17 protein-coding genes are annotated in these 13,297 nt (G+C 71.8%); 9 read left to right on the forward strand and 8 right to left on the reverse strand.

Annotated elements, in window-relative coordinates; all coding sequences use genetic code 11:
- Positions 1-3 precede the first annotated feature (3 nt).
- Positions 4-1,458 (reverse strand): PLP-dependent aminotransferase family protein, encoded by a 1,455-nt coding sequence (locus ACTIE9_RS05030; protein WP_439564482.1) that lies wholly within the window; start codon positions 1,456-1,458, stop codon positions 4-6.
- Positions 1,459-1,521: 63 nt separating this feature from the next.
- Between ACTIE9_RS05030 and ACTIE9_RS05035 the strand changes: the two genes are divergently transcribed.
- Positions 1,522-2,166 carry a YczE/YyaS/YitT family protein gene (locus tag ACTIE9_RS05035; RefSeq protein WP_439564483.1) on the forward strand — a complete coding sequence of 215 codons (645 nt, stop codon included), beginning with the start codon at positions 1,522-1,524 and terminating at the stop codon, positions 2,164-2,166.
- Here ACTIE9_RS05035 and ACTIE9_RS05040 read toward each other — a convergent pair.
- Positions 2,142-2,888, reverse strand: a complete 747-nt coding sequence (locus ACTIE9_RS05040) for a MerR family transcriptional regulator (RefSeq protein WP_439564484.1) — start codon at positions 2,886-2,888, stop codon at positions 2,142-2,144. The genes ACTIE9_RS05035 and ACTIE9_RS05040 overlap by 25 nt on opposite strands.
- Positions 2,889-3,052: 164 nt before the next feature.
- Here ACTIE9_RS05040 and ACTIE9_RS05045 point away from each other — a divergent pair, with 164 nt between their 5' ends.
- Positions 3,053-3,895 carry a DUF4097 family beta strand repeat-containing protein gene (locus ACTIE9_RS05045; RefSeq protein WP_439564485.1) on the forward strand — a complete coding sequence of 281 codons (843 nt, stop codon included), beginning with the start codon at positions 3,053-3,055 and terminating at the stop codon, positions 3,893-3,895.
- The gene (locus ACTIE9_RS05050) at positions 3,892-4,611 is read left to right on the forward strand and encodes a PadR family transcriptional regulator (protein ID WP_439564486.1); all 720 of its coding nucleotides are present in this window, start codon (positions 3,892-3,894) and stop codon (positions 4,609-4,611) included. Before ACTIE9_RS05045 ends, ACTIE9_RS05050 begins: the two co-directional genes overlap by 4 nt.
- Before the next feature lie 3 nt (positions 4,612-4,614).
- On the opposite strand, the gene ACTIE9_RS05055 is transcribed toward ACTIE9_RS05050, so the two are convergent.
- The gene (locus ACTIE9_RS05055) at positions 4,615-5,262 is read right to left on the reverse strand and encodes a hypothetical protein (protein WP_439564487.1); all 648 of its coding nucleotides are present in this window, start codon (positions 5,260-5,262) and stop codon (positions 4,615-4,617) included.
- 67 nt (positions 5,263-5,329) lie between these two features.
- On the opposite strand from ACTIE9_RS05055, the gene ACTIE9_RS05060 reads away from it, so the two are divergent.
- Positions 5,330-5,776 (forward strand): fluoride efflux transporter FluC, encoded by a 447-nt coding sequence (locus tag ACTIE9_RS05060; protein ID WP_439564488.1) that lies wholly within the window; start codon positions 5,330-5,332, stop codon positions 5,774-5,776.
- Positions 5,773-6,135: a fluoride efflux transporter FluC gene (locus tag ACTIE9_RS05065; RefSeq protein ID WP_439564489.1), complete on the forward strand. Its 363-nt coding sequence runs from the start codon at positions 5,773-5,775 to the stop codon at positions 6,133-6,135. Before ACTIE9_RS05060 ends, ACTIE9_RS05065 begins: the two co-directional genes overlap by 4 nt.
- Here ACTIE9_RS05065 and ACTIE9_RS05070 read toward each other — a convergent pair.
- Both ACTIE9_RS05070 and ACTIE9_RS05075 read right to left on the reverse strand, forming a co-directional pair.
- On the reverse strand, positions 6,091-6,255 hold the full coding sequence (locus tag ACTIE9_RS05070) for a hypothetical protein (protein ID WP_439564490.1): 165 nt from the start codon (positions 6,253-6,255) through the stop codon (positions 6,091-6,093). The two genes, ACTIE9_RS05065 and ACTIE9_RS05070, sit on opposite strands and share 45 nt — an antisense overlap.
- A gap of 2 nt (positions 6,256-6,257) precedes the next feature.
- Positions 6,258-7,358: an NAD(P)-binding domain-containing protein gene (locus ACTIE9_RS05075; protein ID WP_439564491.1), complete on the reverse strand. Its 1,101-nt coding sequence runs from the start codon at positions 7,356-7,358 to the stop codon at positions 6,258-6,260.
- A gap of 159 nt (positions 7,359-7,517) precedes the next feature.
- Between ACTIE9_RS05075 and ACTIE9_RS05080 the strand changes: the two genes are divergently transcribed.
- On the forward strand, positions 7,518-7,730 hold the full coding sequence (locus tag ACTIE9_RS05080) for a DUF3073 domain-containing protein (protein WP_439564492.1): 213 nt from the start codon (positions 7,518-7,520) through the stop codon (positions 7,728-7,730).
- Here the strand turns inward: ACTIE9_RS05080 and purM are convergent.
- The gene (gene purM / locus ACTIE9_RS05085) at positions 7,727-8,827 is read right to left on the reverse strand and encodes a phosphoribosylformylglycinamidine cyclo-ligase (RefSeq protein WP_439564493.1); all 1,101 of its coding nucleotides are present in this window, start codon (positions 8,825-8,827) and stop codon (positions 7,727-7,729) included. The two genes, ACTIE9_RS05080 and purM, sit on opposite strands and share 4 nt — an antisense overlap.
- Positions 8,828-8,901: 74 nt before the next feature.
- On the opposite strand from purM, the gene purF reads away from it, so the two are divergent.
- Positions 8,902-10,359 (forward strand): amidophosphoribosyltransferase, encoded by a 1,458-nt coding sequence (gene purF, locus ACTIE9_RS05090; protein WP_439564494.1) that lies wholly within the window; start codon positions 8,902-8,904, stop codon positions 10,357-10,359.
- A 4-nt stretch (positions 10,360-10,363) separates the two neighbouring features.
- Here purF and ACTIE9_RS05095 read toward each other — a convergent pair whose 3' ends face one another.
- Together ACTIE9_RS05095 and ACTIE9_RS05100 are read right to left on the reverse strand one after the other, a co-directional pair.
- Positions 10,364-10,687, reverse strand: a complete 324-nt coding sequence (locus ACTIE9_RS05095; RefSeq protein WP_439564495.1) for a hypothetical protein — start codon at positions 10,685-10,687, stop codon at positions 10,364-10,366.
- A gap of 34 nt (positions 10,688-10,721) precedes the next feature.
- Complete coding sequence (locus ACTIE9_RS05100) at positions 10,722-11,078, reverse strand: sterol carrier family protein (RefSeq protein ID WP_439564496.1); 357 nt, start codon at positions 11,076-11,078, stop codon at positions 10,722-10,724.
- 35 nt (positions 11,079-11,113) lie between these two features.
- On the opposite strand from ACTIE9_RS05100, the gene purD reads away from it, so the two are divergent.
- Together purD and ACTIE9_RS05110 are read left to right on the forward strand one after the other, a co-directional pair.
- Complete coding sequence (gene purD, locus ACTIE9_RS05105) at positions 11,114-12,376, forward strand: phosphoribosylamine--glycine ligase (protein ID WP_439564497.1); 1,263 nt, start codon at positions 11,114-11,116, stop codon at positions 12,374-12,376.
- The gene (locus ACTIE9_RS05110) at positions 12,376-13,260 is read left to right on the forward strand and encodes a phosphoribosylaminoimidazolesuccinocarboxamide synthase (protein WP_439564498.1); all 885 of its coding nucleotides are present in this window, start codon (positions 12,376-12,378) and stop codon (positions 13,258-13,260) included. The genes purD and ACTIE9_RS05110 overlap by 1 nt, the downstream gene beginning before the upstream one ends.
- Positions 13,261-13,297 lie beyond the last annotated feature (37 nt).

Consider the following 13,297-nt stretch of genomic DNA (forward strand, 5'->3'; position numbering starts at 1 on the left):
ACGCTACACGACGGCGGCGAGCGGCTCCTCCGAGGCCTCCAGCGGCACCCCCTGCCGCGCGACCCGGTTCCAGGCCCGCTCCAGCAGGTCGAGAGCCGGGAGCGTCACCTCGGCCGGGTGGCAGAACGGCAGGCGCACGAAGCGCTCGAAGGCACCGTCGAGGCCGAAGCGCGGGCCGGCGCCGACGAGCAGTCCCTCGGCGCGGGCGGCGAGCGCGAGCTGCGAGCTGACCGGAGCCCCGAGGTTCACCCAGAGGCTCAGGCCGCCGTCGACCCGCGGCACCGACCAGGTGGGGAAGCGCCGCTGCAGCTCGTCGAGCATGAGGGAGTGGCCGGCGCGGAGTTGCTCGCGCCGGGCATCCAGCACCCGGTCATAGCTGTCGAGCAGACGCAGCAGCACCAGCTGCTCGAGCACGGGCGACCCGAGGTCGCCGGCGAGGCGCGCGAGCGAGAGGCGGGTGATGGTGTCGCGCTCGGCGCGAATCCAGCCGAGGCGCACGCCGCCCCAGATGCTCTTGCCCACCGAGCCGACCGTGACGACGCTCGCGCCGCGCTCGGCGGCGCCGAGAGCGAAGGGCGCGGGCTGCTCGGCGCGCGCGAAGCCGAGCTCGCTCATGGTCTCGTCGACGAGCAGCACGGTGCCGTGCGCGGCGGCGAGCTCGTGCAGCCGTGCGCGCTGCTCGTCGGGCATGGTGCGGCCCGTGGGGTTATGGAAGTCGGGCATGAGGTAGGCGAGCGCGGGCGCCGTGCGGGGGATCACCTGCTCGAGCAGCTCGTCATCCCACCCGCCGTCGGTCGTGACGGGCACCGTCACGAGGCGCGCGCCAGCGAGTTGCAGCGCCTCGACGGCGTGCGGGTAGCTCGGCGCCTCGACGAGCGCGCGGTCGCCGCGCGACAGCACGGTGCGGGCGATGAGCGCGATCGCGTGCTGCGCGCCGAGCGTGATCATGATCTCATCGGCCTCGGTCGGCAGCCCGCGAGCGGTGTAGCGGTCGGCGAGGGCCTGGCGCAGTACGCGCAGGCCGACGGGGTCGAAACCGCTCTCGTGCAGGTGGGCGGGCAGCAGCTCGGCCGCTTCGCGTGCGGCCTCGGCGATGAGGGGGATGGCGGGCAGCGTGGCTTTCGAGAGATCGAGCATGCCGGGGCCCGCCGACTCGCCCAGGGCGGGCACGCCGTCGCTGAGGCCGCGCGGCAGCTGCGCGACCGTGCCCGAGCCGCGCACGCTCTGCGCGTAGCCGAGGTCGCGCAGCCGTGCGTAGGCGCTGGCGACGGTCGTGCGGCTGAGCGTCTCGTGGTCGGCGAGGAGACGCTCGGCGGGAAGGCGCGTGCCGAGCGTGATGCGGCCGTCGAGGATGAGCAGCCGGATGCGGTCGGCGAGGGCCTCGTAGAGCGGGTCGGTGCCCCGCGGTCGCCAGTCACCCAACTGTGAGGCCAATGCTCGAGCAGAGAGGGCGGACATGGGGCCACTCTACCTCGATTGGCATCTTGTGGGCAGTCCAATCTCACGAGGATGATGATGCGCATGACACCGCGCCGCATCCTGATCCGCCGCTGGGGGCAACTGCTCCTGGGGCTCTTCTTCTACGGGATCGCCGTCGCGCTCCTCATCCGCGCCGATGTCGGGCTCGACCCCTGGACGGTCTTCGCCCAGGGCCTCGAGGTACAGACCGGCTGGTCGATCGGCCTCATCGTCGTGCTCATCGGCGCCGTCGTGCTGCTGCTGTGGATCCCCATCAAGCAGAAGCCCGGCATCGGCACCGTGCTCAACGTGCTGCTCATCGGGCCCGTGCTCGACCTCGCGATGCTCGTGATCTCGACCCCCGAGGGGCTGTGGGCGCAGTGGGTCATGTTCGCCGGAGGCCTCGCCCTGCTCGCCATCGCGACGGGCCTCTACATCGGGGCGCGCTTCGGGCCCGGCCCGCGCGACGGCCTCATGACGGGCGCGCACGCGCGCTTCGGCTGGAAGATCTGGAAGGTGCGCACCGGGGTCGAGCTCACCGTGCTCGCCATCGGCTGGTTGCTGGGCGGCACCGTCGGCTTCGGCACGGTCGCCTTCGCGCTGCTCATCGGCCCCATGGTCGGGGTGACGCTGCCGCGGCTGCGGGTTCCGGAACCGTCGCGTCCGACGGCCCCGGATGCTGCTCAGCCGAGCTCGGCTGCCGCGTAGACCCGCATCGCGTCGCGCACGTACTCGGCGCCCTCGACGCCGCCGTAGTGCTGCGCGAAGCGCGGGTCGGCGACGTACATGTCGCCGAGCCCGAGGTAGGCATCCGCACTCGGCGCCGAGCCGCCCCAGCCCGCACGCACCCAGGCGTAGTGCCGGGCGATGAGACCCTGCACCGCGGGGTCGGCGACGGGCGTGCCGGATGCGCGGGCATCCCGCAGCCCCGCCTCGATCGCGGCGGCCTCGGCCCGGAAGGCGGCCTGGCCCTCGGCACCGAGCCCCCGCCACCAGCGGTCGCTCTTCGCGTAGGCCTCGGCGCCCCAGCGCTGCTCGACCTCGTCTTTGTAGACGGTGTGGTCGAAGCCGTCGAGCATCTCTTCTGCCATCAGTTGTTCACCTCCTTCGAGCTTGAGAATCGTCGTGGTCACGCTCGCGATCTGGCGGTCGACCCGGTCGCGCTCCTGCTCGAGCCAGCGCAGGTGCGCCTCGAGCGCCGCGGCGTCGTCGGTCTGCCCGGCGAGCACCTCGGCGATCGCCGGCAGCCCGAGCCCGAGTTCGCGTAACAGCAGAATGCGCTGCAGGCGCGTGAGCGCCGCCTCGTCGTAGTACCGGTAGCCATTGGCGCCGATGCTCGTCGGAGGCAGCAGCCCGAGGTCGTCGTAGTGCCGCAGGGTGCGGCTCGTGGTGCCCGACAAACGAGCGATCTGCTGAATGGACCACTGCATGGGTTTCACGGTAGAGGTTGACGCGACGTCAAGGTCAAGCGCAGCCCCGGAACTCGATGTTGCGCGCCCGGCGATCGAGATATATCGTGAGTTCCGTCTACGCGATATATCGCGACCGAGATGCCCGCGGCAGCTGACCGCGCGGCACGAGCGAGGAGCACCGCATGGCCCAGCAGACCTGGATCATCACCGAACCCACCGTCATCGACCTCGAGCTCGTGCGCGCGCTCAAGGTCGGGCTCATCGGAGGGCAGGTCGACATCGTCGGGCACGACGAGCCCGGCGCCCGCGTCGAGGTGCACGCCGTGTCCGGTCGCGACCTGAAGGTCGCGCTCGAGGGCGACACGTTCGTCGTCGACCACCCGCAGCTGCGGTGGGACACCCTGTTCGACAACTTCCGGCTGTTCAGCGGCAGGGCGCGGGCCGAGGTCAGCATTCTCGTGCCGCGCAGCATCGCCCTCACCCTCAACGTCGTGTCGGCCGAGGGCCTCATCAGCGGACTGCACAGCAGCGCCTCGATCAACACGGTCAACGGCGACATCGTGCTCGACCGCCTCGTCGGCGATCTCACCATCCACGCCGTGAGCGCCGAGATCTCGGTGCGCGCCCATGAGGGCGAGCTCAGCATCCAGACCGTCGGCGGCGACGTGACCGCCTCGGGGCGGATCCCGCGCTTCACCTGCGACGGCGTCTCCGCCGACGTCATCGTCGACCTGCACGGCGCCCCCGATCGGGTGCGCAACAGCACCGTGTCGGGGTCGCTGACGGTGCGGCTCGACGCCGGCCGGCCCGCGCAGTACTCGATCAGCACCCTCACCGGCCGCCTGCAGCTCGACGACGCGCAGATCAGCGGCGTCAAGGGCAAGTACACCGGGCGCTATGGGCAGCTCGCGGGCTCGTTCACCGAGGTGCGCGCCGACTCGGTCTCGGGCGACGTCTCGGTCGTGCACACCGATCGCGATGCAGCGGCGCCCTCCGACGCCGACGCAGCCGAGGCCTCCGCGTGAGCCCCGCGGTCTTCGGCCACGGGCACCTGCGGCTGTATCTGCTCCACGTGCTCGATGAGCGGCCGATGCACGGCTACGAGATCATCCAGGCGCTGAGCGACCGCTTCGGCGGCACCTACGTTCCGTCGGCAGGCACGATCTACCCGCGGCTCGCGAAGCTCGAGGCCGAGGGGCTCGTGACGAAGCAGACGGATGGCCGCAAGACGGTCTATGCCATCACCGAGGCGGGGCGCGTCGAGCTGAACGACCGGCGCGACGAGCTCGAGGGCATCGAGAACGGCATCGGCGATTCGGTGCGACGCCTAGCCGACGAGGTGCGCTCGTCGGTGAGCGAGGCGATGTCGACCCTGCGCGCTGAGCTCGCGGCAGCCGCGCGCGAGGCGCGCGACGACGGTCGGGCGTCGGCCGCCAGCGCCCGCGAGGCGGCGACGCAGGCCGCCGGTGCGGCGACGGCAGCGGCTCGCGAGGCGGGGGCCGCGGCATCGGAGGCGGTGCGCGACGCGACCACCTCGATGCACTCGACGATCAGCGAGACCCGGTCGGACGGTCGCGCGCAGCTGCAGCGGGCCGAAGTGCTGCTGGCGGAGTTCCGGCAAGACCTGCGCACCGAACTGCGCACGGCGGTGGCACGCGGATCGCTCGACTCGTCGACGGTCGACGAGCTCGAGTCGCGGCTGTCGCGCCTGCGCGCCGACATCGTGAGCCGACTGCTCTAGCGGTCAGTCGGCCCAGCGCAGCGGCAGATAGAGGTCTTGAACCCGGTCGCCTGCCGCGGTGTGGTCGTTGCGGGTGTAGAGGCCGCACGTGTCGACCGAGCAGTCGACGTTCTCGTCGGAGACGGGGGGCAGCTCGACGTAGGCCGTGAAGGCCCCCGTCGCGGTGTCGTCGAAGCTGCGCGCGCCGAAGAGCCGCCAGGCGAACGCCTCGTTGATCCAGTTCGAGGGGGCCCACTGCACGACGCCCTCCTCGAACTGCTCGACCTCCTGCGAGCCGACGCCGCCGAGGCACGGCCCCGGCTTGCCGTCGATCTCGTCGGGAACCTTGCAGACCGCGACGTAGAGCCCGCGATCGCCGTCGTACCCGACCCCGGTCACGACGAGCCGATCGCCGGCCGAGACGGCGCTCAGGTCGGGCGCCGATCCCGACTCGGTCGCGACCGAGAGCGTGCGGATGCGGTCGTCGTCGCCCGTCGCGGTGACCTCGGTCGGAAACTCGCCGGCGGGCACGCGCCCCTGCCCCGATGACCCCTGCGACGCGTGCAGCACGATGGGCAGCGCGACCGCCGCGACGGCGGCGAGCAGCAGCACGACGATGGCGCCGACGATCCAGGGCCAGCGGCGACGGCGCGTCACGGGGGTCTCACTCACGCGCACAGTCTAGAGAGCGGCGCCTGAGGCCAGGTCGGGCCAGGGGCGCCCTCGCTAGGCTCGCGGCATGACCTCGAGCGCGCATCCGGTCGCCGGCGCGCGACCCGGCCCGCGCGATCTCGCCGCTGTTCTCGTCGGCGGCGCGCTCGGCACCGCGCTGAGACTCGCGGTGGATGCGGCTCTGCCGCACACCCTCGACCAGGTCGCGCTGAGCACGCTCATCGTCAACACGCTGGGTGCGTTCGTGCTCGGCCTGCTCGTCGCGCTCGTGTGGCCGCGCGTGCCCGGATGGGCCCGCGCGGGGCTCGGCGCCGGACTGCTCGGCTCGTTCACGACCTTCTCGGCTCTCGCCGTGTCGGTCGTCGCGCTCGCCGAGGCAGGCGATGCTCTGCTGGCCGTCGGCACCGTGGTGGTGAGCCTCGCACTCGGCCTGCTGGCGGCCGGGGCGGGCCTCGCGCTCGGGCGCAGGGGCTCCGGGCCGGGTGCTCGGGCGATCGATGAGGTGACCGAGTGACTCCGCTTGTGCTCGTCGCGGCGGTCGGGGCCGGGGCGGTCGGCGCCCTCGCCCGCTACCTCGTGTCGACGCTGCTCGCGGGGCGCGGTCGCCTGCCCTGGGCGGTGGCCGCCGTCAACGTGGTCGGCTCGTTCGTGGCCGGGCTCGCGCTGGGCTCTCCGCTCGACCCGGGTCTGCAGCTCATCGTGCTGAGCGGTTTCTGCGGCGGCCTCACGACCTTCAGCACCCTGTCGGTCGAGACGGTGCAGCTCGTTCTCGACGGCCGCAGCCGCGCGGCGGCGCTGAGCGTGTCGCTCAACCTCCTGCTCGGTATCTCAGCCGTGATCGCCGGAGTCGGGCTCGCGCGGCTCGGAGCCTGAGCGCTGGGCCATGGCTCGCCGCACGGCGGGCGCGAGCACGATGATCGCGATGACCGCGAGCACGGTGAGCAGCACGGTGAGCACCACGCCCGTCAGAATCGCGATCGTGACGAGGTCCACGCTCAGCGCCCCATCTTGCTGAGCGTCGCGACGACCTGCCGCGCGATGTTGCGGCCCGCGCGGTTGGCGCCGATGGTCGAGGCGGCGGGGCCGTACCCGGCGAAGAACACGCGGGGGTCGCGCGCCGAGTGGTGGCTCGCCACCGAGACGCCGCCCTCCTTCTCACGCAGCTTGAGCGGGGCGAGGTGGCGCAGCTCGGGCCGGAAGCCGGTGGCCCAGATGATCGCGTCGGCGGGCTGGCGCGTGCCGTCCTCCCAGAGCACCGCATCCGGTTCGATGCTCGTGAACATCGGGCGGTAGTCGAGCACGCCGCGATCGAGGGCGGCCTGGATGCGGCGCGTGCGCGGCACGCCTGTTCCCGAGACGATGCTCGGCAGAGCGCGGCCGGCGCGGGCCGCGTCGTCTTGCGCCGCGACGGCCTTCTCGGCAGCCTCGAGGTTGAGTTCGACCTCGTCGAGAAACTCGGGCGGGCGGCGCGTCGCCCACGTGATGCTCGCCGCGTGCGGCTCGAGCTCGAGGATGAAGCCGATCGCACTCGTCCCCGCCCCGACGACGACGACATTGAGACCCGCGAACTCCTCCGCGGCGACGTAGTCGGCCGTGTGCACCTGCCGGCCGAGGAAGCCGTCGCGGCCGGGATACCAGGGCACGAAGGGCGAGCCCCATGTACCCGTCGCGTTCACGATCGTCGAGGCGCCGAGCTCGAGCGAGCCGTTCTCCGTGGTCAGCCGCACGAGCAGATCGCGGCCGAGGTCTTCCACGTGGGTCACGGCGGCGGGCCGCACGACCTGCAGGCCGTAGTGCTGCTCGTACTGCTGGTAGTAGTCGGCGACGACGTCGCGCGCGGGGGCGTGGTGGTCGGCGGTCGCAAAGCTCAGCCCGAGCTCGTCCATGCCCGGCAGGTCGTTGACGCGGTGCGCCGAACCGAGCCGCAGCGCCTCCCACCGAAACTGCCAGGCGCCACCGGTGCCCGGCCCGCGGTCGAGCAGCACGAATTCTTGCCCCGCCTCGAGCCCGAGGCGCTTCAAGTAGTAGGCCACCGAGAGACCTGCTTGGCCCGCCCCGATGACGACGCAGGAGGTCGTCAGGTCGGGGGTCGTCACCCGCTCTACGCTACCGGGTGCGCCGGATGCTGCGGCTGGGGATCGGGTCGGCTCTCGGGCCGTGCGTGCTAAACTTCGGAACAGTTTTTCTACCGTCCCGACTCGGCATTCTGGGGTTCTCCCTAGCTCACCCGACGACACACTGTGAGGGGGTCACGCATGGGGCGCGGCCGACAGAAGGCGAAGCACACCAAGGTGGCTCGCGAGTTGAAGTACTTCACTCCCGACACGAACCTGACGGCCCTCGAGCGCGAGCTCGCGGCAGCCGCTCACGAGAACGAGTACGTCGACAAGTGGGCCGATCTGGTCGATGACGACGACGATCTCGACGAAGACGACGACGCCGAGAACCCGGCGGCGCAGACCGCCTAGGTTCCGTCGGCGTACGAGCCGACGAGCTTCACGGCTCCGCCGTTCACGCCCTTCGCGCCCTGCTCGAACCCGGTGAGGTCGTGCGCGGCGGTCGAGACGCGGCCGACGACCCACGCGGGCACGCCTCGGCTCTCGAGCGCGCGGATGACGGAGCTCGCGGTGTCGTGGGCGACGACGGCGAGCATCCCGAGCCCGAGGTTCCACGTGCCCTCGGTCGATTCGAGAGTGTCACCCGCGAGGTCGGCGAGCACGCGGAACACCGCGGGCGGGCTCCACGAGCCACGATCGACCTCGACCCAGCTGCCGACGGGCAGCACGCGCGCGAGGTTGGCGGCGATGCCGCCGCCGGTCACGTGGCTGAGGGCGTGGATGGCGCCGGGCAGCTCGGCGAGCGCGTCGAGCAACGGCGCCGTGTAGAGCGCGGTGGGCGTGAGCAGCGTTTGGCCCACGACGCCGCCGAACTCGGGCAGCTCGTCGTGATAGCCGATGCCACGCGAGGCGAGGATGTGCCTCACGAGCGAGAAGCCGTTGGAGTGCAGGCCCGAGCTCGCCATCGCGATGACGACGTCGCCGTGCTGCACCCGCTCGGGGCCGAGCACCTCGTCGGCCTCGACCACGCCGACCGCGGCGCCCGCGACGTCGTAGTCGTCGGGGCCGAGCAGTCCGGGGTGCTCGGCGGTCTCGCCGCCGACGAGCGCCGTGCCCGTCGCGGCGCAGGCCTCGGCGATGCCGCGCACGATGTCGGCGATGCGCTGCGGGTGCACCGTGCCGCACGCGATGTAGTCGGTCATGAACAGGGGCTTCGCCCCCACGACGACGATGTCGTCGACGACCATCGCGACCAGGTCTTGCCCGATCGTGTCGTGGATGTCGAGGGCCTGCGCGATCGCGACCTTCGTGCCGACGCCGTCGGTGCTCGTGGCCAGCAGCGGGCGACGGTAGCCGAGCAGAGCGCTCGCATCGAAGAGGCCCGCGAATCCGCCGACGCCGCCGAGCACCTCGGGGCCGTGCGTGGCGCCCACGGAGGCCTTCATGAGCTCGACCGCGCGGTCGCCCGCGGCGGTGTCGACGCCGGCGGCGGCATAAGAATTCGTCATTCGTTCATCCGTTCCGCGGTCTGACAGACTGGCCTCTCGTCACCGTCAACCTTACGGTCTGGAGCACGCCCCGCATGTGCGGCATCGTCGGCATCGTCTCGTCGAGTCCGGTCAACCAGCAGGTCTACGACGCCCTCGCACTGCTGCAGCATCGGGGGCAAGACAGCACCGGCATCGCCACGGCCGAGGGTCGCGTGCTGCACATGGCGAAGGCCAAGGGGCAGGTGCGCGAGGCCTATCGCACGCGCGACATGCGCAGCCTGCTGGGCACCATGGGCCTGGGGCACGTGCGGTACGCCACGCGGGGTTCAGCATCCAGTGAAGAAGAGGCGCAGCCGTTCTACGTGAACGCGCCGTACGGCATCATCCTCGTGCACAACGGCAACCTGACGAACACGCGCGAGCTCACGCGCGAGCTGTTCGACGTCGACCGCCGGCACCTCAACACCAACAGCGACACCGAGCTGCTCGTCAACGTGCTCGCGCACGAGCTGCAGGCCCAGGTGTCGGGCGCCGACCTCGACCCCGACCAGGTCTTCGCCGCGATCAGCCGCCTGCACGAGCGCGTCGAGGGCTCGTACGCCGCGATCGCGCTCATCGCCGGGCACGGGCTTCTCGCATTCCGCGACCCCTTCGGCATCCGCCCGCTCGTGCTCGGCCGCCGCACGACGGGGCTCACGGGCGATGAGTGGGTCGTCGCGAGCGAGTCGCTCGTTCTCGAGGCCGCCGGCTACGAGACCGTGCGCGACGTGGCGCCGGGCGAGGCCGTGTTCATCTCGGCCTCGGGCGAGATGGTGTCGAAGCAGTGCGCCGCGAACCCGCGCCTGATCCCCTGCTCGTTCGAGTACGTCTACCTGGCGCGGCCCGACTCGATCATGAACGGCATCTCGGTCTACGAGGCGCGTCTGCGTCTGGGCGACCGCCTCGCCGACACGATCGCGCAGTACACGCCCAAGGGCGACATCGACGTCGTCATGCCGATTCCCGACTCGTCGCGCCCCGCCGCGATGCAGGTGGCGCAGAAGCTCGGCATCGAATACCGCGAGGGCTTCTACAAGAACCGCTACGTCGGCCGCACCTTCATCATGCCCGGGCAGGCCGAACGCAAGAAGAGCGTCAAGCAGAAGCTCAACGCCATGTCGAGCGAGTTCGCGGGCAAGAACATCCTCATCGTCGACGACTCGATCGTGCGCGGCACGACCTCGAAAGAGATCGTCGAGATGGCCCGCGCCGCCGGCGCCAACAAGGTCACCTTCACCTCGGCCGCACCGCCCGTGCGCTACCCGCACGTCTACGGCATCAACATGCCGACGCGCACCGAGCTCATCGCGCACGGCCGCAAGATCCCCGAGATCAACACCGAGCTCGGCAGCGACTACCTGATCTACCAGGAGGTCGCCGACATGCAGGCCGCCATCATCGAGGGCAGCGGCATCGAGTCGCTCGAGATGAGCTGCTTCACGGGCGACTACGTCACCGGCACCGTGACCCCCGAGTACCTGCGCTGGGTCGAGCAGAACCAGCTGAGCTAGAGGCTCAGTCCTCGAGCTCGCCCTCCACGGGCGCGGCGTCGACGACCTCGCGCTCGGCGGCCACGGTGCGAGCCCGGCGCTGCGAGCGCCGGTCGAGCACGACGCCGATGATCGCGCCGAGCAGCACGCCCGCCGTCACCCCGTAGAGCGAGAAGTAGCCGAGCAGCGCCGCGTAGCCGACCTGCGGGTCGGCGGGGAAGAGGCTCGTCGCCACGAGCGTCGCGAGAAACCCGATGAGGCCGCCCACCACCAGGAACGCGGGGATCTTGGGGGCGCGCCGCACCGACACCGTGGTGCGGTCGGGCGTCGGTTCGGCAGGAGTGCTCACGCCGACATTCTGGCGCACGGCGCTGAGTGACGGGTCAATACTGCAGGGGGAACAGGCCCGACAGATCAGAGCGGGCACCGGATGCGTGTACGCGACCCGCCGACGCCGCCTCGCCCCACACGAGCGACCCCGTCGCGATCGCGACGAAGGTCTCGGCGTCGAGCTCGACGACGTTGGGCGGCGTGCCGCGCGTGTGACGCGGGCCATCGACGGCCTGCACGGCACCGAACGGCGGCACGCGCACCTCGACGCTGCGGCCCGGGCTGGCCTCGGCGAGCGCCTGCAGCAGGTAGCGCACGGCCATCGCGAGGTCGGTGCGCTCGGCGGTGCCGTCGAGCACCGCGCGCACAGCATCCCGCCCCGTGTGCTCGTCGATGCGCGCTCTGGCCATGCTGCGAGGGTACCGGCGCTCGGTAGGCTGACCGGGTGAGAATCCTCGTCCTCGGTTCGGGTGCCCGCGAGCACGCCATCATCACGGCCCTGCTGAGCGAGGCGCGGCCGGCGGGCGCCGCTCCGCACGAGATCACCGCGGCCCCCGGCAACGCCGGCATCGCCACGGTCGTGCCGACGGTCGCCCTCGACGCGACGCGCGGCGACGTCGTGGCCGACTACGCGGTCGACAACGACATCGAGCTCGTCATCATCGGGCCCGAGGCGCCGCTTGTCGCGGGAGTCGCCGACGCGGTGCGCCGCCGCGGCATCGCCGTGTTCGGCCCGGGCCAGGCTGCCGCCCAGCTCGAGGGCTCGAAGGCCTTCGCCAAGCGCATCATGGACGAGGCGGGCGTGCCGACGGGCCGCGCCATCCGCGTCGGAACCCTCGCCGAGGCCGAGGCCGCGATCGCCGAGCTCGGCGCCCCCTACGTCGTCAAGGCCGACGGCCTCGCCGCGGGCAAGGGCGTCATCGTCACGAGCGACCGCGCCGCCGCCGTGGCCCACGCCGCGCACTACCTGCAGCAGGGCGGCGTGCTCGTCGAGGAGTTCTTGGCTGGCCAGGAGGTCAGCCTCTTCCTGCTGAGCGACGGCCACACGGTCGTGCCGCTGAGCCCCGCGCAAGACTACAAGCGCATCGGTGACGGCGACACCGGACCGAACACGGGCGGCATGGGGGCGTACTCGCCGCTGCCGTGGGCGCCTGAGGGGTTCGTGGACGAGGTCATCCGCACGGTCGCCGAGCCGACGGTGCGCCAGCTCGAGCATGAGGGCACGCCCTTTATCGGCCTGCTCTACTGCGGCCTCATCGTCACCGAGCAGGGCATCCGCGTCATCGAGTTCAATGCGCGCTTCGGCGACCCCGAGACGCAGGTCGTGCTGCCGCGGCTCGTCACGCCCCTGAGCGCACTGCTCTTCGCGGCGAGCACGGGCCAGCTCGCGGGCATGCCGCACCCCGAGTTCCGCGACGACGTGGCCGTCACCGTGGTGCTCGCGAGCGAGGGCTACCCCGACACCCCCGTCACGGGCCGCGCGCTCACGGGGCTCGACGAGGCCGCCGCGGTCGAGGGCGTCACGATCGCCCACGCCGCCACGGCCCGCACCGCCGACGGCTTCTGCGCCACGGGCGGCCGCGTGCTGAGCGTCGTCGCGACCGGCTCCGATTTCGCCCAGGCCCGGGCCCGCGCCTACGAGGCGATCGGCCGCATCGGCCTCGAGGGCGGCCAGTACCGCACCGACATCGCGGCCCGGGTCGTCTGATGACGGTGCCGGATGCTCACGCGACGCTCGGCTGGCACCACGTCTACTCGGGCAAGGTGCGCGACCTCTACGAGCACCCGCAGCATCCGACGCTCATGCTCGTCGTCGCGAGCGATCGGGTCAGCGCGTTCGACCACGTGCTCGAGCCGGGCATCCCCGGCAAGGGCGCGCTGCTGACCCAGCTCACGCGCTGGTGGTTCGACCGGCTCGCGGTGCCGAACCACCTCGCCGTCGTCGACCCCGACGGCCCCGCCCTACCCGAGGTGCCAGCCGAGCTCGCCGACCGCGCGATGCTCGTGCGGCGCCTCGACATGCTGCCGATCGAGTGCGTCGTGCGCGGCTACCTGACCGGATCGGGCTGGGCCGAGTACCAGGCCTCGGGCACAGTGTGCGGAATTCCACTGCCCGCCGGCCTGCGCGACGGCGACCGCCTGCCCGAACCGCTCTACACGCCCGCGTTCAAGGCGCCGCTCGGCGAGCACGACGAGAACATCACCTTTGAGCGCTCGGTCGAGCTCGTCGGCGACGCGGCCGCGACACAGTTGCGGGATGCGTCGCTCGCGATCTTCTCCGCGGCGAGCGCCATCGCCGCCGAGCGCGGCGTGCTGCTCGCCGACACCAAGTTCGAATTCGGCACCGACCCGGCCGCGGGCGTGCTGACCCTCGCCGACGAGGTGCTGACGAGCGACAGCTCGCGCTACTGGGACGCCGCGCTGTACGCGGCCGGCGGCCCCTCGCGCATGGACAGCTTCGACAAGCAGATCGTGCGCGACTGGCTCGCCGCGAACTGGAACAAGCAGGGCGAGCCCCCGGCCCTGCCGCCCGAGATCGTCGAGCGCACGGCCGCGCGCTATCGCGAGCTCATCGACCGCCTCTGCGCCTGACGGCGGAATGGCGCGGCGTGCCCGACGGTTGACTCGG

The organism is Microcella sp., assembly GCF_051860105.1.
GTDB lineage: Bacteria > Actinomycetota > Actinomycetes > Actinomycetales > Microbacteriaceae > Microcella.

Coding starts and splice junctions, on each gene's coding strand:
- ACTIE9_RS05030 (WP_439564482.1), bottom strand. CDS start 1,458: ATGTCCGCCCTCTCTGCTCGAGCATTGGCCTCACAGTTGGGTGACTGG.
- ACTIE9_RS05035 (WP_439564483.1), top strand. CDS start 1,522: ATGACACCGCGCCGCATCCTGATCCGCCGCTGGGGGCAACTGCTCCTG.
- ACTIE9_RS05040 (WP_439564484.1), bottom strand. CDS start 2,888: ATGCAGTGGTCCATTCAGCAGATCGCTCGTTTGTCGGGCACCACGAGC.
- ACTIE9_RS05045 (WP_439564485.1), top strand. CDS start 3,053: ATGGCCCAGCAGACCTGGATCATCACCGAACCCACCGTCATCGACCTC.
- ACTIE9_RS05060 (WP_439564488.1), top strand. CDS start 5,330: ATGACCTCGAGCGCGCATCCGGTCGCCGGCGCGCGACCCGGCCCGCGC.
- ACTIE9_RS05080 (WP_439564492.1), top strand. CDS start 7,518: ATGGGGCGCGGCCGACAGAAGGCGAAGCACACCAAGGTGGCTCGCGAG.
- purM (WP_439564493.1), bottom strand. CDS start 8,827: ATGACGAATTCTTATGCCGCCGCCGGCGTCGACACCGCCGCGGGCGAC.
- purF (WP_439564494.1), top strand. CDS start 8,902: ATGTGCGGCATCGTCGGCATCGTCTCGTCGAGTCCGGTCAACCAGCAG.
- ACTIE9_RS05100 (WP_439564496.1), bottom strand. CDS start 11,078: ATGGCCAGAGCGCGCATCGACGAGCACACGGGGCGGGATGCTGTGCGC.
- ACTIE9_RS05110 (WP_439564498.1), top strand. CDS start 12,376: ATGACGGTGCCGGATGCTCACGCGACGCTCGGCTGGCACCACGTCTAC.